A 23,550-nucleotide genomic window follows, 5' to 3' on the forward strand; every position below is an offset into this window, starting at 1 on the left:
CGAGCTAGCCTCGCCCGCGATAGGGCGCCACTCCGGTCTCGGGCAGCCAGGCGCCTTCCGGCGGTGCGCCCGTCTGCCAGAACACGTCGATCGGAATGCCGCCGCGTGGATACCAATAGCCGCCGATGCGCAACCATAGCGGGCTCGTTGCCGCCACGATGCGGCGGCCGATCATGACGGTGCAATCCTCATGGAAAGCACCATGATTGCGAAACGAGGTCATGAACAGCTTGAGCGACTTCGATTCCACCAGAGCCGCGTCGGGTGCGTAGTCGATGACGATATGGGCGAAATCAGGCTGGCCGGTGACCGGGCACAGCGAGGTGAATTCCGGGCAGGTGAAGCGCACGATGGCCGGCGGGCCGTCGCCGCGCGAAAACGGCACGGTTTCCAGGACCGCCGCTTCCGGGCTCTGTGGCGTCTCGACATGCGCGCCGAGCTGGGTGAGGGTTTTGGTATCGATCATGGACGGCTCCTTGCCTGCCTGTCGCCGGAAGCACGCTTCCATGGCGGTCGGCGCGAACGAAGATTGGAATAAACGCCGCAATCCACTCAGGGGCGGCGCATCTGGCCGCTCAATAACACAATTTGAAACCGCAGGAAGACGATGACCAGCAACGATCCGCTTCTCCAGCCCTATCAGCTCAAGCATCTGACGTTGAAGAACCGGGTGATGTCGACCAGCCACGAGCCTGCCTATTCGGAAGACGGCATGCCCAAGGCGCGGTACCGGCTCTACCACACGGAGAAGGCCAAGGGCGGCATGGCGCTGACAATGACCGCCGGCTCGGCCATCGTTTCACGCGACAGCCCGGCCGCCTTCGGCAATTTGCATCTCTATGATGACGGGATCGTGCCATGGCTCGCGGAACTGACCGACGCCTGCCACGAGCATGACTGCAAGGTGATGATCCAGATCACTCATCTCGGCCGTCGAACCGGCTGGAACAAAGCCGACTGGCTGCCCGTGCTGTCGGCTTCGCCGGTGCGGGAGCCGGCACATCGCGCCTTTCCCAAGACCATCGAGGATTGGGATATAGAGCGCATCGTTTCCGACTATGCTTCCGCCGCCCAGCGCTGCCAGGCCGCCGGTCTCGACGGCATCGAATTCGAGGCTTACGGCCATCTGATGGACGGCTTCTGGTCTCCGTCCACCAACCATCGCGACGACGAGTTCGGCGGCTCGCTCGACAACCGGCTGCGGTTCACCGACATGGTTCTCGACGCCGTGCGGGCGGCCGTCGGCGAAAAATTCGTCGTCGGCATACGCATGGTCGCCGACGAGGATTTTTCGCAAGGCCTGTCGAAAGAGGAGGGCGTCGAGATCGCCAGGCGGCTTGCCTCATCAGGCAAGGTCGATTTCCTCAACATCATCCGGGGCTCGATCGAGACCGACGCGGCACTGACCAAGGTCATTCCGGTGACCGGCATGCGCTCATCGCCGCATCTCGACTTCGCCGGCGAGGTGAGGGCGGCGACGAAATTCCCGACCTTCCACGCGGCGCGAATTTCCGACGTCGCAACTGCGCGCCACGCCATCGCCGCCGGCAAGCTCGACATGGTCGGCATGACCCGCGCCCACATCGCCGATCCGCACATCGTCCGCAAAGTGATGGAAGGGCGCGAGCACGAAATCCGCCCGTGTGTCGGAGCCACCTACTGCCTCGACCGCATCTACGAAGGCGGCGAGGCGCTCTGCGTCCACAATGCGGCGACCGGCCGCGAGGCGGACATTCCGCATATCATCACCAAGGCCGAGGGACCAAAGCGAAAAGTCGTCGTCATCGGCGCTGGTGCAGGCGGACTGGAAATAGCGCGCGTGGCCGCGGAGCGCGGCCATCAGGTGACGGTGCTGGAGGCATCGGGCCAGGCCGGCGGACAGGTCAGGCTGGCGACGCAGAACCCGCGCCGCAAGGAATTGATCGGCATCGTCGACTGGCGGTTGGCCGAACTCGACCGGCTCGGCGTCGAGATCCGCTACGACAGTTGGGCCGAGAAGGACGACGTTCTGGCGTTGTCGCCCGATGTCGTGGTGATCGCCACCGGCGGACTGCCGCAGAATCCGCCGCTGACGGCGGGCGACACTCTTGTCACATCGAGCTGGGACATCATGGCTGGCAGCGTCAAGCCGGCTGAAAACGTGCTGCTCTATGACGACAATGGAGGCCATCAGGGAATGGGCGCTGCGGAACTCGTCGCGGCTGCCGGTTCGAAGCTGGAACTGGTTTCGCCGGAGCGATTCTTCGCGCCGGAAATGGGCGGCATGAACCACGTACCCTACATGCGCGCCTTCCAGGAGAAGGGGGTCACCATCACTATCAACACAAGGCTGCGCTCGGTGCGCCGCGAGGGCAATCAACTGGTTGCCGAGCTTGCCTCCGATTTCGCCGACGGCTGGCGCGGCGAGCGGCGGGTCGACCAGGTGGTGGTCGAGCATGGCACGGCGCCGCTAGACGACCTTTATCTCTCGCTGAAGCCATTGGCGACGAACGGCGGCGCCATAGACTATGAGCGGCTGGTGAGTGGCGGCGACATTTTTCCCGAGCGCAATCCGCAAGGATCTTTCGTACTGTTCCGCATCGGCGATGCCGTCGCCTCGCGCAACATCCACGCCGCCATCTATGACGGCATCCGGTTCGGGCTAAGGATTTGAAAGGCTGCTGTCGCTAACAATTTCGAGGAGGCGCGCAACGGAACCTCCGCAAGGAGAGCCATCTGCTGCCTTGGTTCGTTGCGCGCCGCGTACGCCGCCTGCTTGCGCCGGCACCGTACGATCCGTGATCAGAACATTCTGGCGGTGGCCATGCAGAGCACGGTGAGAACCAGCAGCCAGGCGGCGATTCGCTCGCCTTGGGCCATCTTCGCGCGCAGGGCAGGTTCGGTGGCCGCGTCGGCGCCAACAAGCTGCGTGCTGGTGCGGCGGACCATGGCGCTGAGCACTCCAGCCGCGGCGAAAGCGGCAACGATGCCGAGGGCCAGCACCATTTCCATCGAGCCGAAATAGGCACCATGGAAAAAATACCAGAGCAGCGCACCGGTGAGAAACACCATGCCGGCCGCTCCCATTTGCGGTCCAATGAAGCGTTCAGCCCGGATCTCGGGGTCGCGCGCCAGCGTGATGGTGGTGCCGGCCCAGAACACCCCCGCCATGACGTGAAGACCGATGGTGATGATGTAGACATATTGCATACCAGCTCTCCTCTCTTGCCCGCCGTCGCCTAAACAGTTAGATATCTAACTGTTAGATGTCAATGTATAAATGAGTGCCAGTTCCATCCGTGGAAAACACCGTCTAGTGTCTTGCCATGACGCCCTTTGAACGCCCGCCGGTCGGCATGAATCTCGGCCGCACCGCCAAGCTTGTTGCACAGGCCTTCGACACCGCGTTGGTTGAAGCGGGCGGCACGTTGCCCGTCTGGCTTACTCTGCTGTCGGTCAAATCGAGCGAGCTAGCCAACCAGCGCGAGCTCGCCGGAATGATCGGCATACAGGGAGCGACGCTCACCCATCATCTTAACGCGATGGAGGCGCAAGGATTGCTGACGCGCCGCCGCGATCCCGTCAACCGCCGGGTCCATCTGGTCGAATTGACAGAGGCCGGAGAAGCGATGTTCGAGACACTGCGCAAGGCGGCGCTTGCCTTCGACAAGCGGCTGCGCGTGGGCCTGTCAGACGACAGGCTGGCGGAGTTTGCGCAAGTGCTGGCGACCTTGCGGGCCAACGTGGAAAGCTGACGATGTCCAAGGCGCGCCGCGTGAATCTCTTCGACACTACGCGCTGTAGGAAAGCCGGATCACCGCCTCAGTCGTCATAACTCTGGATTGTCCCAAAGGCATAGCCGCGCTGCTTCAGCGCGGTAATCAGCATGGCCAGTTTCGTCTTGCCGTCGAAGCCGTCCTGGAACATCTCGTCATGCATGAGCAGGATCATCTTTCCGTGCTTGACGAAGCGGCCATAGCCGAACAGGTGATCGATCTCGCTGACCAGGTGGTCGACGCTCTGCACCGGCTTGCCTGTGTCGTCATGCACCCACTCATGGTCCCAGCCATAGAGATAGAAGCCGGAAGCGGCGACGAATTCGTAGTCCGGCTCCTCCCGGCCTTCCTGCGCAAGGCCGAGCGAGGTGTCGTTCTTCGACATTGAGGGCAGTCTGAACACGTCGCGCCCAGGCAGCCTCGCATGAACCTCCGGAGCGAGCCCGAGCACGGCGTTGGCCCGCAGCATGTCGGCCACCACGCCTTCCGTATCGGCATAGAAATGCTGGTAGCGGTTGTTGGCGTGGCTGTAGCTGTGATTGCCGACCGTCACCAGCGGCAGAGCTTTTGCGCGTCTGACTAATGCCTTGTTGCCCGCGCTCGCCTGCGCATGCATGCCGACCATGAACAACGTCGCCGGCACCTGCTGCGCCTCCAGCACGTCGAGGATGTTGCTGGTGCCGTTCAGCGGTCCGTCATCGAAAGTCAGATAGATGGTGCGATCCGCTGCATAAGCGGGAAATGCGGCGAGCATGGTCAGCAAAGCAAGCAGAAGCGGCATCGGGACTACCCGTTTGCGATCGTCACAGGGCGCCATCTCGGTGATGAGTTGTCAAGCGCGGGTGAGGGCTGCCTACGCCAGGCTTCCCTGCAGCACCGTTAGCCTGGCCTTCTTCGGCATGCGGGCGCTCAGCCAGTCACGGGCTTTGTCCTGCGGCATCGGGAAGGCGATGGAGTAGCCCTGCACCTGGTCGCATCCGATGGCCATCAGTGAATCGAGTTCGGCCTCGGTCTCGGCGCCCTCCGCGACGATCGAGATACCAAGGCCGCGCGCGAGCTCGGTGATGGCGCGCACGATCTTGGAGTTGTCACCGTTCTCATGGATGTTCTGGACGAAGCGGCGATCGATCTTCAGCCGGTCGATCTCGTTGGGATTGACGTGGCTGAGCGACGCGTAGCCAGTGCCGAAATCGTCGAGCTCAAGATGGACGCCGGCGGCCCTGATATGGCGTAGCTTTGCCGCGATGCCTGTCTTCTCGTCATCGAGAATGACGGATTCGACGATTTCCAGCGACAGTTTCTGCGGCGGTAGGCCGGCCTTCTCAAGCGTCTCGAACAGGAAAGCATCGAAGTCGTGCTCGCGCAATTCGGTTCCGGATACGTTGACCGCAAGTCGTCCGAAAGCAATGCCGTCGCGGTTCCATTCGGCGGCTTCGTTGATCGCCTTGCTGATGACGATGCGGCCGATATCAGGCATGAAACCGCATTTCTCGGCGACGGGAATGAATTCGCCAGGCGAGATCATGCCGCGCTCGGCATGGTTCCAGCGCACCAGCGCCTCGATGCCACTGATCGTGCCGTCGCTCAGTGAAACCTGCGGCTGGAAATAGACCTGGAATGCCTGCTGTGAAATGGCAACCTTGATGTCGTGCTCGAGTTGCTTGCGATAATCGAGTTCGCGACGCAATTCCTCGGAGAAGAACGAGAAATTGCCGCCGCCCATCTTCTTGGCGGAGTAAAGCGCCAGATCGGCGTGAACCAGCAGGTCCTGGGCGTTGTCGGCGTCGATCGGATAGACGGCGATGCCGCCGCTGGCGCCCGGTAGAATGGTCGTGCCCTGGAAGACGATCGGCTCGTTGATGTGCGCAAGAATGCGCCGTGCCAGCATGTTGATGTCTTCGCTGCCGCCGGCGCCGTTGAGGATCATCACGAACTCGTCGCCACCGAGGCGCACGCACAGATCCGACGCCCGACAGGAATCGCGCATGCGCTGGGCCGTGATGACCAGCACATAGTCGCCGGCGGCGTGGCCGAGCGTGTCGTTGATCTGCTTGAACCGGTCGAGATCAAGCTGCACCACCGCAAGACGTTCGCGCCGACGATGCGCGCTCTTGATCAGCGTGTCGAAATGGTCGGTCAGGAATGTGCGGTTGTGCAGACCTGTCAGCCCGTCATGAACGGCGATGAAGGCCATCGAATTGCGCGCATCGACGAGTTCGCGCGTCTTGCGCAGGATCGCGTTTGACATGGGCTGGAAGATGAACAGCGCCACCAGAACGATGACGCCGATCGTGGCGTAAAACAGCGTGCGGTGCAGATCGAGCATCTTTTCGGATCGTTCGTCGGCGAAAGCGCTGATGCGCTGGCCCAGCGCCGAATAGCCCGACAATGTTGCGTTGGCGACCGAGGCGTCGAGGGTGACGCGCTCGTAACCGCCCTTGTAGCCGCCATTGTCGCCGAGTGCGAGTTGGGACGAGAAGGCCGATACCAGGCGTTCGCCATTGGCGACCAGCCCGACGGAAAAATAGTCGAGATGGAAAGGCTTGCCGAAAAGGACGTTCTCGATCGTCTTCGGATCGAGCCTGGCCGGCGACTTTGGATCGGCGGCCGTCTGCTTGAGCAGCAGGTCATAGTTGGTTTCGAACTCCGCCGTCGCCTGCTTGAGCGCGTTGACGAGCGCCGGCTGCTTGTCGCGCGAAGCAGCACCGGTCGCACCGGCGAGGAAGACGATGCGCTGCGACAGCGTCTTTTGCGTGCTGACGATATCGAGCAGCGTATGGTTGTGCCGTTGGGTGGCCATCACCTGCTGCAGCAGGATGAAGGAAGCCACCACCATGGCGGCGATGATCAGCAGCGCCAGCCAATAACCAGCCTTGATCAGCAGTATGAGCTTGCCTGAAACGGTTTGCACCGGCTGCTGCGACATCTTGGGGGGCGGCCCTCTCGCCAACGGATTCCTGTATGAGCATCATTGAACTGCAAACATTAACAGGACTGGAAATCGACAGCTGGCCGACAAGGGGAAAGGCTTAAAGGTCGCGAAATGGTTATCGGCCTCTTTCGCGGCCGGTCCGCATTTGAACATTCGCCGGCCCATGTGATCCGGATCGTCCCTCGAGCCATGCCTGCGGCATCCGTTCGACATTACCCAGCCACCTGATCCGGTCGCTTTTGCGGTGGATTTTTTGTGCGTGCGGGACGACAGTCGGCCCACGTCAAACGAGGCACGATCATGACCGCAGCATTTCTCTCCCATATCGACGGCGAACTTGAGGGGCTCAGATCGGCCGGACTGTACAAGTCCGAGCGGGTAATTTCCTCCACGCAGTCGGCTGAGATCGAGGTCGGCGGCGAGAAGGTGCTGAATTTCTGCGCCAACAACTATCTCGGCCTCGCCGACAGCCCCGACCTGCGCGAGGCGGCAAAGCACGCGCTCGACCGCTACGGCTACGGCATGGCTTCGGTGCGTTTCATCTGCGGCACGCAGGAGGAGCACAAGCAGTTGGAAGCGACGATATCGTCCTTCCTCGGGATGGACGACACCGTCCTCTACGGCTCCTGCTTCGATGCCAATGGTGGACTGTTCGAGACGCTTCTGGGCGAGGAGGACGCGATCATCTCCGATGCGCTGAACCACGCTTCCATCATCGACGGGGTCAGGCTGTCCAAGACCAAGCGCTTCCGCTACGCCAACAACGATATGGCGGATCTCGAGGCGCGGCTGAAGGAGGCGAAGGATTGCCGGTTCCGGCTGATCGCCACCGACGGCGTGTTCTCGATGGATGGCATCATCGCCAATCTCGCGGGTGTGTGCGATCTGGCCGAAAAATACGATGCCATGGTCATGGTCGACGACAGTCACGCGGTCGGCTTCGTCGGCAGGAACGGCCGCGGCTCGGCTGAGCATTGCGGCGTCGAGGGCAGGGTCGACATCATCACCGGTACGCTCGGCAAGGCGCTGGGCGGCGCTTCCGGCGGCTACACGTCCGGCAAGAAACAGGTGGTCGACTGGCTGCGCCAGCGCTCGCGGCCCTATCTGTTTTCCAACACGCTGATGCCGGCGATCGCCGGCGCCTCGATCAGAGTGTTCGACATGATCCGCAATGGCGATGCCCTGCGCGAGCGCCTATATGCCAATGCGGAACGGTTTCGGACACAGATGGGGAAGCTCGGCTTCACGCTGGCAGGCGCCGGCCATCCGATCATCCCGGTCATGCTGGGCGATGCGAGCTTGGCGCAGGAGATGGCGGCGCGCATGCTGCAACGCGGCATCTATGTCATCGGCTTCTCCTTCCCGGTGGTGCCCAAGGGCCAGGCGCGCATCCGCACGCAGATGTCGGCTGCGCATTCCAGCGCCGACATTGATCGGGCGGTCGAGGCTTTCGGTGCGGTTGGCAAGGAACTAGGTGTGATTTCCTGAGCGACCGGCGCCGCAAACCGCTTCCGGATCAAGAGATTCAAGGGACAAAAGAATGTCGAACATGATGAAGGCGCTGGTGAAGGCCAAGGCCGAGCCGGGCATCTGGATGGAAGAGGTGCCGGTGCCGGAAATCGGCCCCAACGACGTCCTGATCAAGGTGAAGAAGACTGCGATCTGCGGCACCGACGTCCACATCTACAATTGGGACCAGTGGGCGCAGAAGACGGTGCCCGTGCCGATGGTGACCGGCCATGAATTCGTCGGCACCGTCGCGGATTTCGGCGCCGCGGTCACCGAATACAAGGTCGGCCAACGCGTGTCGGGCGAAGGCCACATCGTCTGCGGACATTGCCGCAACTGCCGCGCGGGCAGGGGGCATCTGTGCCGCAACACGCTCGGCGTCGGCGTCAATCGCCCGGGCGCCTTCGGCGAGTACCTGGCGATCCCACAGCACAATGTCGTGCCGATCCCGGACGATGTGCCGGACGAGATCGCCGCGATCTTCGATCCCCTGGGCAATGCGGTTCACACCGCATTGTCATTTGATCTGGTCGGCGAGGACGTGCTGGTCACCGGCGCCGGACCGATCGGCATCATGGGCGCGCTGGTGGCGCAATGCGTCGGCGCCAGGAAGGTCGTTATCACGGATATCAATCCGGTTCGGCTGGATCTTGCGCGCAAGCTTGGCGTCCAGCACGTCGTCGACGCCTCCAAGGAAAAACTGAGCGACGTGATGCCGGCGCTCGGCATGACGGAGGGTTTTGATGTCGGCCTGGAAATGTCGGGGGCAGCCCCCGCCTTCCGCGACATGATCGACACCATGAACAATGGCGGCAAGATCGCCATCCTCGGCATTGCGCCGACCGGGTTCGAGATCGACTGGAACAAGGTCATCTTCAAGATGCTGCATCTCAAGGGCATCTATGGCCGCGAGATGTTCGAGACCTGGTACAAGATGATCGCGCTGGTCCAGGGCCCGCTCGACGTCTCAGGCCTGATCACGCACCGCATCGGCATCGATGATTTCCAGGTTGGATTCGACGCGATGCGCAGCGGCAGTTCGGGCAAGGTGGTGATGGACTGGTGATCGATGCGCCGGGAGTCTCAGGCTTCGAGGCTGGCGATGCTAGGGTCGCCTGGTTTTCAGCCATCGCACCTGTCGCCATGCGCGCCGCAACGCAGTTGCGGCGGCGCCGATGGCAATGGCGGCGAGCGCAAGCGTCAAGACTTCGTTGTGGCCATTCCAAAGGAATTCTCCGGTAGATAGCAGTGCCGCGACGGTTGCGACTGCCATGCGATGTGGCTTGGCCATCGGTCCGGTGAAATCGCTCGGCGTCTCGTTGGCCCGCCCCAATTCCCGCACATAGGCGGTGAGAACCGAAAAACAGGCCGCTGCCCAGCCAAGGCCAGGCATGCCGATGCCGTAACCTATGCCGGCCATGATGGCGATATCGGCGAGCCTGTCCGGGAACTCGTTCCAGAACGGCCCGTCGGCCGACGCCTTGCCGCCCTCGACGGCGACCATGCCATCGAACAGATTGCACAGCAGCCGCAGTTGGCAAAACAGCGCCGCGCCCAGCAACAGCAGCGAACGAGAAGTGCCGCCGCTCTGCCCGCCAAGCCAGAAAGCCGTGCCTGCCAGCGCGCCGGCGAGGATACTGGCCTGCGAAATCTGGTTGGGGGTCACGGAGAGTGCGGCGAGACGTCTGGCCGTCGCTTGTGCCCAGCGCGTGTCGCGGCTTGCAAGTGGTCTGCGATCGCCCGTGTTCATCACTGCCTCATCCCGGTGACCAGAAATAACGAGTGAGATGGAAGAAGATCGGAGCGGAGAAAACCACCGAATCCAGCCGATCTATCAGGCCGCCATGGCCGTCGATCAGATGGCCCCAATCCTTCACGCCGCGGTCACGTTTGATGGCGGACATCACAAGGCCGCCGAAAAAACCCATCAGCGTGATCAGGAAGGCCATCGCGCCCGCCTGAAGCGGAGAGAACGGCGTGATCCACCACAGGCCAGCGCCGATGAGGCTGGCGCTTGCAACGCCGCCGAGGAAACCTTCAAGCGTCTTGGACGGCGAAAGCTTTGGTGCGATCTTCGTATGCCCGATCGCCTTTCCCCAGATGTATTGCAGTACGTCGCTCAATTGCACGACGATGACAAGGAAGGCTATCAGAAGCACATTGCGACCCTCGTAGCCGGGAATATGCAACGTCAGAAGAGCCGGGACGTGGGAGGCGCAGAAAACGCAGATCATCAACGCCCATTGCACCTCGGCAATTCGAACGAGGAAGTGCTGGGTGTCGCCCCGTGTGGCTGAGATGATTGGCATCAACAGGAAGGCGTAGACCGGGATGAAAACAGAAAAGATCCCGTAGTCCTCGATCCAGAGCAGCACATACTGTGCCGGCAGCACGACGAAAAACGCCGTGGCCAGCGCCCAGTGGTCGGCACGCCGGGTGTTGGTCAGCGTCACGAATTCGCGAAGTGCGGCGAAGGAACAGAAGCCGAAGAGAAGCAGGACGCCGATCCGCCCGGCGATGAATGCTATGGCGATGAGGATCGCCATTACCCACCAGGCATTGATACGGGCGTTGAGGTTCTCGATGGCTGGGTTGAAGCCTTCTGGCGACAGCCGTCGCTCCAGGATATGCCCCACGAAAGAGGCCACGAGCAGGATCCCGCAGACGCCGAGCACGAGAACCATCATATCGAATTGGGTTGAGCTCATTCCGCTGCCTTTTTCGGTGCCAGCGCCAGCAGCGCCCCACGTGCCCGCTCGAGGAATATATCCTTGCTCTCGCCATCAGCCAGGTTCATTGGCTCGCCGAACGTCACGGTGCAGATCAGCGGGATAGGCACGAATTCCCCTTTCGGCATCACCCGGTTGAGATTGGCGATCCATACCGGCACCAACTCGAAATCCGGGTGCGATGCCGCTAAATGGAACAGGCCGGACTTGAATGGCTGCAAGGACGCGTCGGATTGGTTGCGCGTGCCTTCCGGGAAGAGAATGAGCGAAGAGCCTTCCCTCATCGCCTCTCCCATGCTTTCGACAGGATCCATCGTGCGTCCATCGCGATTGCGCTCGATCAGGACGGCATTGAAAACGTCACGGCCGATGAAGGCTCGGACTTTTGATTTCAGCCAGTAGTCGGCACCCGCTACGGGACGCACCCGCCGCCGCAGGCGCGGCGGCAGAACAGCCCAGATCAAGATGAAATCGCCATGGCTGGAATGATTGGCAAAGAAGATCGAGCGACGCCGAGGCAATCTGCCTTCATGCCAAAACGGCCGCACAGCGGTGATGGCTCTGGCAAACAGCAAGACGACCACGGCCACCGGCCTCGCGAGCAGCGACTTCATTCTTCCCCCAATTCGCCCGTCGATGATCACTGGCTGACATACAGCACTGAAAATCCGCCACCGAGCAAGCAGCGATCGAAAATGACCGCCAGACAGTCTCTGCTTCAAGGCGCTGTCGCGTCGAGCCACCGTCTCATATTCTATCGGCCGATAGCCGCTATCTCAGACCCAACGCGCTTTCCAATGACGCAACGCCTTTGACGATGGAGGCTTGCTGGTCGGCGCTCAGCTGGGCCAGCAGTTCCCGTTCGAAAGCCTTCGCCAGTGGCACCATCTCGCTATAGGCCGCAAGTCCGGCTCTGGTCAGCGCCAGGTGCTCGACGCGGCGATCGTTCTCGTCAGTGGTTCGGATGAGCCAGCGGCGACGCTCAAGCTCCGCCACGGCACGCGAAACCTTTGTCTTGTGCATCGCCGACTGCGCGCCGAGTTCCGTCGCGGTCATTGTGCCGCGCTGGCCAAGCCCCGAAAGCGTACGCCATTCCGGCCGTGTGAGGCCGTGACGCTCCTTGTAGATCCGAGAGAATTCGCGGCTCAGCGCATCGGCCAGCCGATACAGCCGGTAGGGCAGAAAGCTTTCGAGTTCCAGGATTTCGGATTCCATGACCAGCCATCGAGAAATGCCCGCGCACGGCATTGATAGTTACATTTTGGATGGTTACAAATGAAACCAATTTGGTCAAGCATTCGCGAGGAGGAAGCGATGGCCTTTTCCTACATGCCGGGTTTCGGTAACGATTTCGAAACCGAAAGCCTGCCGGGTTCGCTGCCGCAGGGGCGTAATTCACCGCAGCGGCCGGCCTACGGCCTCTATGCCGAGCAGCTCTCCGGTTCGCCCTTCACCGCGCCGCGCGGCACCAATGAGCGCTCCTGGCTTTACCGCATCAGGCCGAGCGTCAGACATACCGGGCGCTTCAAGTCGGTGAGCTATCCCTTCTGGAAAAGTGCGCCCAATGTCGGCGATCATGAGCTGGCGCTCGGCCAGTATCGCTGGAGCCCGGTGCCGATGCCGAAGGAGCCGACCGACTTCATCGCCGGCATGCGCTCGATCACCACCGCCGGCGACGTGCTTGGGCAGACCGGCATGGCGGCGCATGTCTATGTCGCCAACAGGTCGATGGTCGACGACCATTTCTTCAACGCCGACGGCGAGTTGCTGGTGGTGCCGCAGGTAGGCGCCTTGCGCTTCGTCACCGAGATGGGGGTCATCGAGCTCAGGCCCGGCGAGATCGCGGTCCTGCCGCGCGGCCTCGTGTTCAAGGTCGAACTGGTCGATGCCGAAGTGCGCGGCTATGTCTGCGAGAACTACGGCGCCAAGCTGACGATGCCCGACCGCGGCCCGATCGGCGCCAACTGCCTGGCCAATCCGCGCGATTTCAAGACGCCCTGCGCCTGGTTTGAGGAGAAGGAGACGCCCTGTCGGCTGATCGTCAAATGGTGCGGACATTTTCATGTCACGGAAATCGGCCATTCGCCCCTCGATGTGGTGGCGTGGCACGGCAACTATGCACCCTATAAATATGATCTGGCGGCGTTTTCGCCGGTTGGTGCGATCCTCTTTGACCACCCCGATCCGTCGATTTTCACGGTGCTGACGGCGCCGAGCGGCGAGGAGGGCACCGCCAACATCGATTTCGTCATCTTTCCGCCGCGCTGGCTGGTGGCGGAGGATACGTTCCGCCCGCCCTGGTATCACCGCAACATCATGAGCGAGTTCATGGGGCTGATTCACGGCCAGTACGACGCCAAGGAAGAAGGGTTCGTTCCCGGCGGCATCAGTCTGCACAATCTGATGCTGGCCCATGGCCCGGATGCACCTGGCTTCGAAAAGGCCTCGCGCGCGGATCTGAAACCGGTCAAGCTCGACAACACCATGGCCTTCATGTTCGAGACCCGGTTCTCGCAGATGCTGACCCGCTACGCTGCCGAACTCGACACCAGGCAGGACAATTACATCGACTGCTGGGCCGATCTGAAGAAGCGCTTCAATGGCACGCCCGAGGGCGATTGGTCCTGAAGGATCGCTGCCGCCGGAAAACTGCCTTCAGGAAAGTTGAGCCGGCGGCTTGACGATTGCCCATAACAGCCTTGTTGTGGGCCAAGCGGCGCAAGGCCGCGTCAGGAGAGGAAACCGCATGAAGCTTGCCACATTGAAGAACGGGACGCGCGACGGAAAGCTCGTCGTCGTCTCGCGCGATCTTACACGCTTCACCGATGCCTCCTTCCTGGTGCCGACGCTGCAGGCGGCGCTCGACGATTGGCGGCGGATTTCGCCGCATCTGGCCGCAATGGCGGAGTCGCTCGAGAGCAATGCGGTGCCGTCGGCGCGCTTTCACGAACATAATGCCCATTCGCCGCTGCCGCGCGCCTATCAATGGGCTGACGGTTCGGCCTATGTGAACCATGTCGAGCTGGTGCGGAAGGCGCGCGGGGCCGAGATGCCGGCGAGCTTCTGGACCGACCCGCTGATCTATCAGGGCGGCTCCGACAGCTTCATCCCGCCGCGAGACCCGATCCGCATGGCCGACGAGGCCTCTGGCATCGACATGGAGGCGGAAGTCGCGGTCGTTGTCGATGATGTGCCGATGGGCGCCAGCCTCGAAAAAGCGCGGGAGGCGATTCGCCTGGTGATGCTGGTCAACGACGTGACGCTGCGTGCGATCACCGGACCGGAACTCGCCAAGGGGTTCGGCTTCTTTCAATCCAAGCCGTCCTCGGCCTTCTCGCCGGTCGCGGTGACGCCGGACGAGTTGGGCGAGGCCTGGGACGGCGGCAAGGTCAGCCTGCCGCTGCTTGCCGACCTCAACGGCAAACCTTTCGGCCGGGCGAATGCCGGCGTCGACATGACGTTCGATTTCCCTGCGCTCATCGTGCACGCGGCGAAAACACGGCCGCTGGCGGCCGGCACCATCATCGGCTCCGGCACCGTCTCCAACAAGCTCGGCGGTGAGCCTGGCAAACCTGTCTCGGCCGGCGGCGCTGGCTATTCCTGCATCGCTGAACTGCGCATGATCGAGACCATCGAGAGCGGCGAGCCGAAGACGCCGTTTCTGCGTTTCGGCGACACGGTGCGCATAGAGATGAAGGACAAGGCCGGGCATTCGATCTTCGGCGCCATCGAGCAGACGGTCGAGAAATATGAAGGGTGAGAGCGCAAGAAGTTGAAGGATGAACCTGCTTGATCATCTGCGCCGAATGGCCCGCAACAACCGCTGGTCGAACGACCGGCTCTACCGCGCCGTGCTTATGCTGGGGCCTGGTGAATTCGAAGCCAATCGCATCAGCTTCTTCCCGTCGATAAGGGCGACGCTCAACCACATCCTTGCGGTCGATCTTCTCTATCTCGATTTTCTGGAGCAGGGCGGTATCGGCGCCGCGGTGTACGATGATTTCGTGCCGTTCGATAACGCAGCCGATTTGTCAGTGGCCCAGATCAAGTTCGACCGCAGGCTGATCACCTTCTGCGATGCCTTGTTGGAAGCCGACCTCGACCGCCATGTCATCACTGACCGGCGTGGAGACGGCATGATCCCGGAAAAGATCGGCGATATCCTCGCCCATGTTTTCCTGCATGACATCCACCATCGCGGCCAGGTGCACGCGATGCTGTCCGGCACGTCGGTCGCGCCGCCGCAACTCGACGAGTTCCTGCTCGATTATGATTTGAAGCTGAGGCAGGAGGAGGTTGGACGGCTGGGTTTGTGAGACCACTGCTTATGTCAGGGCGACGTCGTAGCGGGCGAAATGCGGGTCGGATGTCATGATGGTTAGTTTGTCCATTTGCGCCTGCGCAATCAGTAGTCTGTCGAATGGATCGCCATGGTGGTGGGGTAGGCCAGCGACAGCGTTCGCATGCTGGAAGGTGACGGCGAGCGGCTGAAATTGCATCCTTGGAAGCAGTGTTGGCAGATCATCCGGCGCATCGAGTTTTCTGATTGAGCGCTTGATGGCAATTTCCCAGACGCTTGCCGCGCTGGCGAACACCACCGCTTCCGAAGCCAGGATGGCGCGGTAGTGCTTGCTGAGACGTCGATCGTCCGAAATCGACCAAAGGATGATATGTGTATCGGCGAGAAACGGGCCGATCATCATTTGACGTACTCGTCCCATTCGGGGCCGAGTTCGTCAAAATCGTCCGCAATCCAGATCTTGCCTTTCAACGCGCCGATACGCGGCAAGGGTTCCGCCGTTGCCGGAGGCACGATACGCGCAGCTACCTTGCCGTGGCGCGTGAGTACAATCTCTTCACCGGCTTCCGCGCGGCTGACGAGTTCCGACAATTTGGCCTTGGCCTCGGCGATGGAAACATTCATGGCTCGATCCTTTGTGACCATAATTTAGGTCATAATTTATCGAACCGCAAGCCGCCGGTCGGGATCGATCTACTCCGCGGCCTGCACCTTGATCACGCCGCGCTTGATCTGGTCCTGCTCGATCGATTCGAACAGTGCGCGGAAATTGCCTTCGCCAAAGCCTTCGTCGCCCTTGCGCTGGATGAATTCGAAGAAGATTGGTCCGATCACGGTCTTGGAGAAGATCTGCAAGAGGATCTTCGTCGTGCCGCCGTCGACCACACCTTCGCCGTCGATCAAAATGCCATGCTTCTTCATGCGTTCGAGCGGCTCGTCATGGCCGCTCACGCGTGCATGCGACATCTCGTAATAGGTCTCCGGCGGGCCGGGCATGAATTTCAGCCCGTTGGCGGCAAGCTTGTCGGTGGCCTCGTAGATCGCGTCGGTGCCCACCGCTATGTGCTGGATGCCCTCGCCATTGTACTTCTTCAGATATTCGGCGATCTGGCTGGTGTCGTCCTTGGACTCGTTGAGCGGAATGCGGATCTTGCCGCAGGGCGAGGTGATCGCCCGGCTGACCAGCCCGGTGATCTTGCCGTCGATGTCGAAGAAATGGATCTGCTTGAAGCCAAACAGGTCGCGGTAGAAATCCCACCATTTGTCCATGTTGCCGCGGTAGACATTATGCGTGAGGTGGTCGAGGAAATAGAAGCCGACGCCTTCCGGCCTGGGGTCGCGTTTGCCCAGCCATTCGAATTCGGCATCATAGGCCGAACCCCTCTCGCCATAGGTTTCGATGAAGTAGAGCAGCGAGCCGCCGATGCCAACGATCGCCGGCACGTCAAGCGTCTTGTCGGCGCCTTCGTAAGGCGTGGCTCCTTTCGATACCGCGTGTTCGAAGGCATGCTTGGCGTCCACGACCCGCCACGCCATCGAGGAGGCGCATGGGCCATGCTTGTCGACGAACTTCATCGCATGCGAGCTGGGCTCGGCGTTGACGACATAGTTGATGTCGCCTTGCCGCCAGACGGTGATGTCCTTCGTGCGATGCCTGGCCACGGCTACGTAGCCCATGCGGGTGAACAACTCGGCCAGCTTCCGCGGCTCCGGATGCGCGAATTCGACGAACTCGAAACCGTCGGTGCCGGCAGGGTTCGCCTTGCTGATCTTGGCGGGCGGGGCGTCGTGCGGGAAAGGACCCATGATAATCCTCCGGAAGCTGGCTTGGCCTGGATGGGCCATCTCAACTCATCATAGCGCGGGCAGGTCGCACGGTGCTTGCATTCAAACGCTTGAAATGTTTATCTGATGCATGAAATGTGCATGGTTTTTGGAAGTATCATGAATGATACGCGTCTTGATCAGTTTGATCGCAAGATATTGGCGCTGTTGCAGTGTGACGCACGGCTCACCAACAACGACCTTTCGGAGCGGGTGAACCTCTCGGCCTCGCAATGCTCGCGCCGCCGCCAGCGGCTTGAGGAGGACGGCTATATCAAGGGCTATCGCGCCGTGCTTGACCGCGACCGGCTGGGCTTTTCGCTGGTCAACGTCATCTCGGTGACCTTGGCCACGCATAACCGCGACAATGCGCGGCGCTTCGGCGAACTGGTGGCGCGGCTGCCCGAAGTGCAGGAGGCGCACGCGCTGACCGGCGAAATGGATTATATCCTGAAGGTGGTTACGCCCGACCTGAAATCATTGTCGGAGTTCGTCAATGGCGTGCTCTTGCCGCACGAATCCGTGCAGCACGTCAAGACGGCGATTGTGCTCGAGACGCTCAAGGAGACGGGCGCGCTGCCAATCTAACCCTTCGACTGCTGAATCAGCCCATAGAGATTGGTGCAGCGGGCGCCGGAACGGCAGTAGGCGAACACCGGGCCTTCCAGCTCGTCGAGCGCTTGTCCCTGGTCCTCGACATTCTCCGCGGTGATCTGGCCGCTGATGACGGGAATGTAGCGGAAGGCCAGCCCGGCAGCCTCGACTGCGGCCTTGAGCGTGTCGGCCGAAGGCTGGCCGGGCTGCTCGTCGTCCGGCCGGTTGCAGATCACGCTCTTGAAGCCTGCTGCCTTGATGGCGGCGACGTCCTCGGGCTGGATCTGGCCCGAGACCGAATAGTCCTCGCTGATCTCGCGGTATTCCATTGTGGTGTCCTCGCAATCTGGTTGGGCAGTCTTGCCACTCCCCGGCACGGCCGGCAATCCACGCCGAGGGATTTCTCTGCCAAATAGCGAGTGCTGACCGGAAAATCCAACCGGGCCGCGAGGGCCCGGTTGGGTCGGAGCGGCTCAACTGCCGAGGATCGCGCCTTTGATCTGCGTGATGTTGTTGTGCATCATGTCGACATAGGTCGAGGCCGGGCCGTCGGGCTGCGACAGCGCGTCGGAATAGAGCGTGCCGCCGACCTTGATGCCGGTCTCGCTGGCGATCTGCTCGATCAGGCGCGGATTGGTGATGTTCTCGACGAAGATCGCCGCCGCTTTGTCCTGCTTGACCTGCTCGACCAGCTTGGCGACGTCGGCGGCCGACGGTTCGGAGTCCGTCGAGACGCCCTCCGGCGCTAGGAAGGTCAGGCCGTATTCGTGCTCGAAATAGCCGAACGCGTCATGCGAGGTGATGACAACGCGTTTTGCCTCGGGAATGGACTGGATCGCCGCCTTCACTTCACCTTCGAGCGCGTCGAGCTTCTTTGTGTAAGCCGCGGCGTTGGTCTGGTAGCTGACGCAGCCATCATTGTCGGCCGCACAGAACGCCTCGGCAATGTTCTTCACATAGATCTTGGCGTTGGCGATCGACTGGAAGGCATGTGGGTCGGTGACCGTCTTGCCGCCGCCGGTACCCGCGCCCTCCGCCGCGTCCGCATCGGCGAATTCCGGTTTGAAGTCGATCGCCGCCACGCCCTTGGTCAGGGTGACGATCGAGGCCTTGGTGGCGCTGGCATCGACCAGCCGCTGTAGAAAGCCCTCGAAATGCAGGCCGTTGACCAGCACCAGATCGGCGCCCGCCATGGCGACCGCATCAGCCGGGCTCGGCTCGTAGACATGCGCATCGCCGTCGGGTCCCACGATGGTGGTGATGTTGACGCGGTCGCCGCCAACATTCCTGGCGAAATCGGCAATGACGGTAAAACTTGCGACCACTTTCAAGGGCGCCGCAAAGGCCGACGACGCGTCGAGAGCAGTTAATGTTATAACGCTCATCGTAAGGGCGGCGCGGATCGATTTCAACATGGGCGGTCTCCTTGGAGGCTGGGGATGGATCAGGCCGTCCGATGACGGTGATGGACGATGCGGGCGCGCAGCGCGCCGCGTGTGCCGAACAAGATCGAGGCGAAATAGACGACGCCTGCCGACAGGATGATCGCCGGGCCTGAGGGCAGCGAGGCGTGGTAGGACAGAAGCAGTCCGGCGATGCAGGAGGCAAAGCCGATCAGCACGGCCAGCACGCACATCGGTTCGACGCGCACGGTCCAGAAACGGGCCGCGGCGGCCGGCAGCATCATCAGCCCGACCGATAGAAGCGTGCCCAGCGCCTGGAAGCCGCCAACGAGGTTGAGCACGACGAGGCCGAGGAAAATGAAATGCACCGGACTGCCCCACCGGCTGACCGAGCGCAGGAATAGCGGGTCGAGGCATTCGGCGACCAAGGCCCGCCAGAAGATGGCAAGGCTGGCGAGCGTCACCAGCACGATGCCGCCGATCAGCGTCAGCGCTTCATCGTTGAGCGCCAGCACCGTACCGAACAGCACATGCATGAGGTCGACGCTGGAGCCGCGGACCGAAACCATCAGCACGCCGACGGCGAGCGAAATCAGATAGAAGGCGGCCATCGAGGCGTCTTCGCGCTGGATGGTGAATCGCGAGACGGCGCCCGCGCCGAGTGCAACGACGATGCCGGCGATCAGGCCGCCAATGGTCATCGGCAGGATTTCCAGCCCGTAAAGCAGGAAGCCGGCGGCGGCGCCCGGCAGGATCGCGTGCGCCATGGCGTCGCCCGAGAGGCTCATGCGCCGCAACATCAGGAACACGCCGACCGGACAGGCGCCGAGCGACAGCATCAGCGAGCCGAACAGCGCCCGCTGCATGAAGGCGAAATCGGCGAAAGGCGCGATGAAGAGTTCGTAGAATACGTTCATCATGCAGCCCTTGGTCCGGCGCCATGATGGTGGTGACGATCCTGTGCATGGGCAGGCTCATCATGATTGTGATCATGTCCGTCATGGTCATGATCGGGTCCGCCCGGCTCGCACCATGGCGCGTTCTCTTCCCACGCTTCATGGAAGCGCCTGGCCCGCAGGAGATTCTCAGGCCGCAGCGTCTCCTTCGTCTCGCCCCAGGCGACAGGCTGGCGGGCCAGCAGCAGCGTTTCGGGAAAATTCTGCCGGACAAGGTCGAGGTCGTGGACGACGACCATGATTGTGCGTTCCTCGCCATGCCAGCGCTTGATCAGCGCAATAAGATCGCCCATCGTCTTTGCATCGACGGCGTTGAACGGCTCGTCGAGCAGGATGAGATCCGCATCCTGCAACAGCACGCGGGCAAACAAGGTGCGCTGCAACTGGCCGCCCGACAGCGTGTCGATCGGGCGGGTCTCGAAGCCGCCAAGGCCGACCGCCATCAACGCCTCGCTGACGGATTGGCGATCCTCCTTGGTATGGCGGCCGAGCAGCCCGCGTTTCGGCCACAGGCCGAGCGAGACCAGGTCGACGACCCGGGCCGGAAAGCTGCGGTCGAGTTCCGATTGCTGCGGCAGATAGGCGGCGCGCACGCCTGGCGCCCGTGTCACCGCGCCGGCCATCGGCTTCAGCACGCCTACGATACCCTTCATCAACGTCGACTTGCCCGAGCCATTGGCGCCAACGACGGCGGTCAGCGAGCCTTTGCGTATGATGCCGTCCAGATGATGGATCGCCGGATGGCTGTTATAGCCAAGCGTCAGGTCACGGAATGTCAGGCAGGTTTCGGTCATTTGACGGTCCGTGGGGCGGTAGTGCGGCTGCCGGGCAGCGCCGATTGGATATGTGATGTTATTACATTAGTCAACAAGCCAATCGAGCGGAATTGTGGCTGCCGGCTCAACTTGCCGTGACTCTCCGGCGCCGCTGGTCCAAGGGGATTTGGAACGCTCGGCCTTGCCCGAAGCCGGTGCCAACTTTAAAGAGGCGCGATCACAAAGGAAGGAAACTCCCATGAGCATTCGTCGCATCGATGTTGGCCCACGCATGAGCCAGATCGTCATTCACGGCAATACCGTCTATCTGGCCGGCCAGGTTGGGGAGCCGGGCGGTAATGTCGCCTCGCAGACCCGCGATATTCTGGCGACGATCGACGAATTGTTGGCCAAGGCCGGCACCGACAAGACCAAGATCGTCCAGGCGATCATCTGGCTGGCCGACATGGGTACTTTCGCCGAGATGAACTCGGAATGGGACAAGTGGGTGCCCCAGGGCCACACGCCCGTTCGCGCCACCGGCGAAGCCAAGCTCGCCGGTCCGGAATATCTGGTCGAGATCATTATCACCGCGGCGATCTGAGGCGCTGCGCTTTCCCTTCTCCCCTTCCTTGCGAGGCAAAAAGGGGAGAAGGGAAGAGATGCTATCCGTGTGACGGCGTGAATCTTGCCACCAACGTGTGGCTCTCGGCTGCATAGGTGAAGCGCACATGCGTAACCGGGTGCTCGGCACTCCATGTCCGGCGCTCGACCACAAGACAGGCCGCACCAAGGCCGATGTCGAGGGCATCGGCAACACGCTCGTCGGCGGCAACAGCACGAATGCGATGCTCGGCCTCGCTCCACGGCACACGGCCGATCAGCCACGGGCCCGGTGCAATGTCGAGGAACTCTTCCTCGCCGGCTTCCGTGACGGCGGAGAGATTGATCAGCCGCTCTTCGAGCGCGAACGGCCGCTCTCCGGCGAAATGCAGGCATTCCAGCGATAGTACCCAACCCGAGGCAGAAAGCCCGAGCAGCGACCGGTCTTGCGCGCTGCTGCGCCGCTTCAGGCGCGCCAGCCGCTCATAGCGATAGGGCAGGCCGAGCGCTTCGACCTCGATCCTGATGTCGTGGATTTCCAGCACCGCCGCTTGCGATTGCGGCTGACGCACGAAGCTGCCTGAGCGCCGGCGGCGTTCGATCAGTCCTGACTTGGCAAGCTGCGACAGCGCCTTGTTCACCGTCATGCGCGAGCAATCATATTCGGCCGTCAGCTCGTGCTCGAACGGGATGCGATGCCCCGGCGCCCAGGCGCCGGACAGGATTTTCTCGCTTATGTCCGACAGGATGCGCTGATGCAGCGACACCGTCTCGCCGCCCTCCGTCTCCGCTGTCGCCACCATGCTCATGGGCTGTCCCTGATCAGCCTGCCGAAAGCGCGGTCATGACATTGCGGAAACACGCCGCGATGGCGTCGCGCCTGGCGTGCCTGCCGCCGCTGACTTGCTTTTGGCCGTGCACCCAGACGCAATCGACCTTGGTGCCGTTGGCGAAGATCCAGGCGTCGAGGATCGCGTCTCCGGTCTTGCCGGCAAGCGAAGCCTGGCTGTGGTCGAGCGATACGAGGTCGGCGGATGCGCCAATGGCGATCCGCGAGGCGCCGGCGCCAAGGGCGACGCTGCCGCCGTCAAGCGCTGCGTCGAACAGCGCGCGGCCGGTCGAGCCGCCGGCGACCGCCAGCACGTTGCGGGCGCGGTGGGCAAGACGCTGCGAATATTCGAGTTGCCGAAGTTCGTCCGGCAGCCCGATCAGCACGTTGGTATCGGAGCCGACGCCGAAGCGGCCGCCATGTTGCGCGAACAGCGGCGCCGCAAAAATGCCATCGCCGAGATTGGCTTCGGTGATCGGGCACAGCCCAGCGATCGCGCCGCTTTTTGCCATCGCCATGGTCTCGGCATCGGTCATATGGGTGGCATGGATCAGGCACCAGCGCCGGTCGACATTGGCATGGCCAAGCAGAAACTCGACCGGACGCGCCCCCGACCAGGCAATGCAGTCCTCGACCTCCTTCACTTGTTCCGCGACGTGGATGTGGATCGGTCCGTCCGGCGCCATCGCAGCGACTTGTCGCAACTCCTCGACCGTCGCGGCACGCAAACTATGGGGGGCGACGCCGATGACCGCTTGATTCAAGGCGCGAACGCATTCGCGACTTTTCTCAACCAGGCGTGAGAACCGGTTAACATCATTGAGAAATCTGCGCTGACCTTCGTTGGGAGCCGCGCCGCCGAAAGAAGAGTGTGCATAGAAGACCGGCAGCAGCGTCAAGCCTATGCCGGTTTCTGCGGCGGCGGCCGCGATGCGCTCGGCCATTTCGGCAATGTTGGCGTAGGGCTTTCCGTCGCGGTCGTGATGCAGATAATGAAATTCGCCCACACGCGAAAAGCCGGCCTCCAGCATCTCGACATAGAGCTGGGCGGCGACCGCCTCGACCTGGTCGGGCGTCATCGACAGCGCGAAACGGTACATCACCTCGCGCCAACTCCAGAAACTGTCGGCCGACGGGCCGCGCAACTCGGCAAGTCCGGCCATGCCGCGCTGGAACGCGTGGCTATGCAGGTTGGGCATGCCCGGCAGGACGATGGCGTGGCGTTCGTCGCCGGTGTTCGGCGCAACCCCGGCGTCGATTGCCGCAACGCGGCCTCCGCCCAGGGCGATGCGCACATTGCTTCGCCAGCCTTCCGGCAGAAGCGCCTGTTCCGCAAAGATCGCCGTCACGTTGTTCTCCGA

At 62.1% G+C, this 23,550-nt stretch carries 26 protein-coding genes; 9 read left to right on the top strand and 17 right to left on the bottom strand.

Annotation, left to right across the window (positions count from 1 at the left end; translation table 11 throughout):
• Positions 1-4: 4 nt before the first annotated feature.
• A complete protein-coding gene (gene queF / locus FJ959_RS18925; protein ID WP_140515582.1) occupies positions 5-466 on the bottom strand; it encodes a preQ(1) synthase in 462 nt (153 codons plus the stop codon).
• 141 nt (positions 467-607) lie between these two features.
• Here queF and FJ959_RS18930 point away from each other — a divergent pair, with 141 nt between their 5' ends.
• Complete coding sequence (locus FJ959_RS18930; protein ID WP_140631477.1) at positions 608-2,653, top strand: NADH:flavin oxidoreductase; 2,046 nt, start codon at positions 608-610, stop codon at positions 2,651-2,653.
• Positions 2,654-2,781: 128 nt separating this feature from the next.
• Here FJ959_RS18930 and FJ959_RS18935 read toward each other — a convergent pair whose 3' ends face one another.
• Positions 2,782-3,189, bottom strand: a complete 408-nt coding sequence (locus FJ959_RS18935) for a hypothetical protein (protein WP_140560537.1) — start codon at positions 3,187-3,189, stop codon at positions 2,782-2,784.
• 146 nt (positions 3,190-3,335) lie between these two features.
• On the opposite strand from FJ959_RS18935, the gene FJ959_RS18940 reads away from it, so the two are divergent.
• Positions 3,336-3,734 (top strand): MarR family winged helix-turn-helix transcriptional regulator, encoded by a 399-nt coding sequence (locus FJ959_RS18940; protein ID WP_224655784.1) that lies wholly within the window; start codon positions 3,336-3,338, stop codon positions 3,732-3,734.
• A 67-nt stretch (positions 3,735-3,801) separates the two neighbouring features.
• Here the strand turns inward: FJ959_RS18940 and FJ959_RS18945 are convergent, their stop codons facing one another.
• A complete protein-coding gene (locus FJ959_RS18945) occupies positions 3,802-4,536 on the bottom strand; it encodes a polysaccharide deacetylase family protein (protein WP_140631480.1) in 735 nt (244 codons plus the stop codon).
• A gap of 72 nt (positions 4,537-4,608) precedes the next feature.
• On the bottom strand, positions 4,609-6,681 hold the full coding sequence (locus FJ959_RS18950; RefSeq protein ID WP_140631482.1) for an EAL domain-containing protein: 2,073 nt from the start codon (positions 6,679-6,681) through the stop codon (positions 4,609-4,611).
• Positions 6,682-6,987: 306 nt separating this feature from the next.
• On the opposite strand from FJ959_RS18950, the gene FJ959_RS18955 reads away from it, so the two are divergent.
• The gene (locus tag FJ959_RS18955) at positions 6,988-8,175 is read left to right on the top strand and encodes a glycine C-acetyltransferase (protein WP_140565147.1); all 1,188 of its coding nucleotides are present in this window, start codon (positions 6,988-6,990) and stop codon (positions 8,173-8,175) included.
• Between the two features lie 52 nt (positions 8,176-8,227).
• Complete coding sequence (gene tdh, locus FJ959_RS18960) at positions 8,228-9,262, top strand: L-threonine 3-dehydrogenase (RefSeq protein ID WP_140494176.1); 1,035 nt, start codon at positions 8,228-8,230, stop codon at positions 9,260-9,262.
• 39 nt (positions 9,263-9,301) lie between these two features.
• Here the strand turns inward: tdh and FJ959_RS18965 are convergent, their stop codons facing one another.
• From FJ959_RS18965 to FJ959_RS18980, 4 genes are all read right to left on the bottom strand, one after another.
• Positions 9,302-9,949, bottom strand: a complete 648-nt coding sequence (locus FJ959_RS18965) for a CDP-alcohol phosphatidyltransferase family protein (RefSeq protein WP_181165122.1) — start codon at positions 9,947-9,949, stop codon at positions 9,302-9,304.
• A 4-nt stretch (positions 9,950-9,953) separates the two neighbouring features.
• Positions 9,954-10,904, bottom strand: a complete 951-nt coding sequence (locus FJ959_RS18970) for a phosphatidate cytidylyltransferase (protein ID WP_140631484.1) — start codon at positions 10,902-10,904, stop codon at positions 9,954-9,956.
• The gene (locus tag FJ959_RS18975) at positions 10,901-11,539 is read right to left on the bottom strand and encodes a lysophospholipid acyltransferase family protein (protein WP_140495013.1); all 639 of its coding nucleotides are present in this window, start codon (positions 11,537-11,539) and stop codon (positions 10,901-10,903) included. Before FJ959_RS18975 ends, FJ959_RS18970 begins: the two co-directional genes overlap by 4 nt.
• Positions 11,540-11,696: 157 nt before the next feature.
• Positions 11,697-12,140, bottom strand: coding sequence for a MarR family transcriptional regulator (locus FJ959_RS18980; RefSeq protein WP_140494170.1), 444 nt, complete (start codon positions 12,138-12,140; stop codon positions 11,697-11,699).
• Positions 12,141-12,239: 99 nt separating this feature from the next.
• Between FJ959_RS18980 and hmgA the strand changes: the two genes are divergently transcribed.
• The 3 genes from hmgA (at position 12,240) to FJ959_RS18995 (ending at position 15,241) form a co-directional block, all read left to right on the top strand.
• A complete protein-coding gene (gene hmgA / locus FJ959_RS18985; RefSeq protein WP_140631486.1) occupies positions 12,240-13,553 on the top strand; it encodes a homogentisate 1,2-dioxygenase in 1,314 nt (437 codons plus the stop codon).
• Between the two features lie 118 nt (positions 13,554-13,671).
• Positions 13,672-14,685, top strand: coding sequence for a fumarylacetoacetate hydrolase family protein (locus FJ959_RS18990; protein WP_140521711.1), 1,014 nt, complete (start codon positions 13,672-13,674; stop codon positions 14,683-14,685).
• A 19-nt stretch (positions 14,686-14,704) separates the two neighbouring features.
• Positions 14,705-15,241 (top strand): DinB family protein, encoded by a 537-nt coding sequence (locus tag FJ959_RS18995; RefSeq protein ID WP_140494164.1) that lies wholly within the window; start codon positions 14,705-14,707, stop codon positions 15,239-15,241.
• Between the two features lie 9 nt (positions 15,242-15,250).
• On the opposite strand, the gene FJ959_RS19000 is transcribed toward FJ959_RS18995, so the two are convergent.
• The 3 genes from FJ959_RS19000 to hppD all read right to left on the bottom strand — a co-directional run bounded on the left by FJ959_RS19000 (position 15,251) and on the right by hppD (position 17,031).
• Positions 15,251-15,628, bottom strand: coding sequence for a type II toxin-antitoxin system VapC family toxin (locus FJ959_RS19000; RefSeq protein WP_140494162.1), 378 nt, complete (start codon positions 15,626-15,628; stop codon positions 15,251-15,253).
• A complete protein-coding gene (locus tag FJ959_RS19005) occupies positions 15,625-15,849 on the bottom strand; it encodes a type II toxin-antitoxin system prevent-host-death family antitoxin (protein WP_140557060.1) in 225 nt (74 codons plus the stop codon). Before FJ959_RS19005 ends, FJ959_RS19000 begins: the two co-directional genes overlap by 4 nt.
• Before the next feature lie 69 nt (positions 15,850-15,918).
• Positions 15,919-17,031 (bottom strand): 4-hydroxyphenylpyruvate dioxygenase, encoded by a 1,113-nt coding sequence (gene hppD / locus FJ959_RS19010; protein WP_140631488.1) that lies wholly within the window; start codon positions 17,029-17,031, stop codon positions 15,919-15,921.
• 138 nt (positions 17,032-17,169) lie between these two features.
• Between hppD and FJ959_RS19015 the strand changes: the two genes are divergently transcribed.
• Positions 17,170-17,637 (top strand): Lrp/AsnC family transcriptional regulator, encoded by a 468-nt coding sequence (locus FJ959_RS19015; RefSeq protein ID WP_140494158.1) that lies wholly within the window; start codon positions 17,170-17,172, stop codon positions 17,635-17,637.
• Here the strand turns inward: FJ959_RS19015 and FJ959_RS19020 are convergent.
• From FJ959_RS19020 to aztA, 4 genes are all read right to left on the bottom strand, one after another.
• Positions 17,634-17,972: a TIGR01244 family sulfur transferase gene (locus tag FJ959_RS19020; RefSeq protein WP_140494156.1), complete on the bottom strand. Its 339-nt coding sequence runs from the start codon at positions 17,970-17,972 to the stop codon at positions 17,634-17,636. The two genes, FJ959_RS19015 and FJ959_RS19020, sit on opposite strands and share 4 nt — an antisense overlap.
• A 144-nt stretch (positions 17,973-18,116) precedes the next feature.
• A complete protein-coding gene (gene aztC / locus FJ959_RS19025; protein WP_140631491.1) occupies positions 18,117-19,058 on the bottom strand; it encodes a zinc ABC transporter substrate-binding protein AztC in 942 nt (313 codons plus the stop codon).
• Positions 19,059-19,087: 29 nt separating this feature from the next.
• A complete protein-coding gene (gene aztB, locus FJ959_RS19030; protein WP_140631493.1) occupies positions 19,088-19,963 on the bottom strand; it encodes a zinc ABC transporter permease AztB in 876 nt (291 codons plus the stop codon).
• Positions 19,963-20,796 carry a zinc ABC transporter ATP-binding protein AztA gene (gene aztA, locus FJ959_RS19035; RefSeq protein ID WP_140494152.1) on the bottom strand — a complete coding sequence of 278 codons (834 nt, stop codon included), beginning with the start codon at positions 20,794-20,796 and terminating at the stop codon, positions 19,963-19,965. The genes aztB and aztA overlap by 1 nt, the downstream gene beginning before the upstream one ends.
• A gap of 220 nt (positions 20,797-21,016) precedes the next feature.
• Here aztA and FJ959_RS19040 point away from each other — a divergent pair, with 220 nt between their 5' ends.
• Positions 21,017-21,361 carry a RidA family protein gene (locus tag FJ959_RS19040; RefSeq protein ID WP_140631496.1) on the top strand — a complete coding sequence of 115 codons (345 nt, stop codon included), beginning with the start codon at positions 21,017-21,019 and terminating at the stop codon, positions 21,359-21,361.
• 61 nt (positions 21,362-21,422) lie between these two features.
• Here the strand turns inward: FJ959_RS19040 and hutC are convergent, their stop codons facing one another.
• Together hutC and FJ959_RS19050 are read right to left on the bottom strand one after the other, a co-directional pair.
• Positions 21,423-22,169 carry a histidine utilization repressor gene (hutC, locus tag FJ959_RS19045; protein WP_140557053.1) on the bottom strand — a complete coding sequence of 249 codons (747 nt, stop codon included), beginning with the start codon at positions 22,167-22,169 and terminating at the stop codon, positions 21,423-21,425.
• 13 nt (positions 22,170-22,182) lie between these two features.
• The gene (locus tag FJ959_RS19050; protein ID WP_140631498.1) at positions 22,183-23,538 is read right to left on the bottom strand and encodes a formimidoylglutamate deiminase; all 1,356 of its coding nucleotides are present in this window, start codon (positions 23,536-23,538) and stop codon (positions 22,183-22,185) included.
• Between the last annotated feature and the right edge of the window lie 12 nt (positions 23,539-23,550).

Source organism: Mesorhizobium sp. B2-2-4, from assembly GCF_006442375.1.
Classification (GTDB): Bacteria; Pseudomonadota; Alphaproteobacteria; order Rhizobiales; family Rhizobiaceae; genus Mesorhizobium.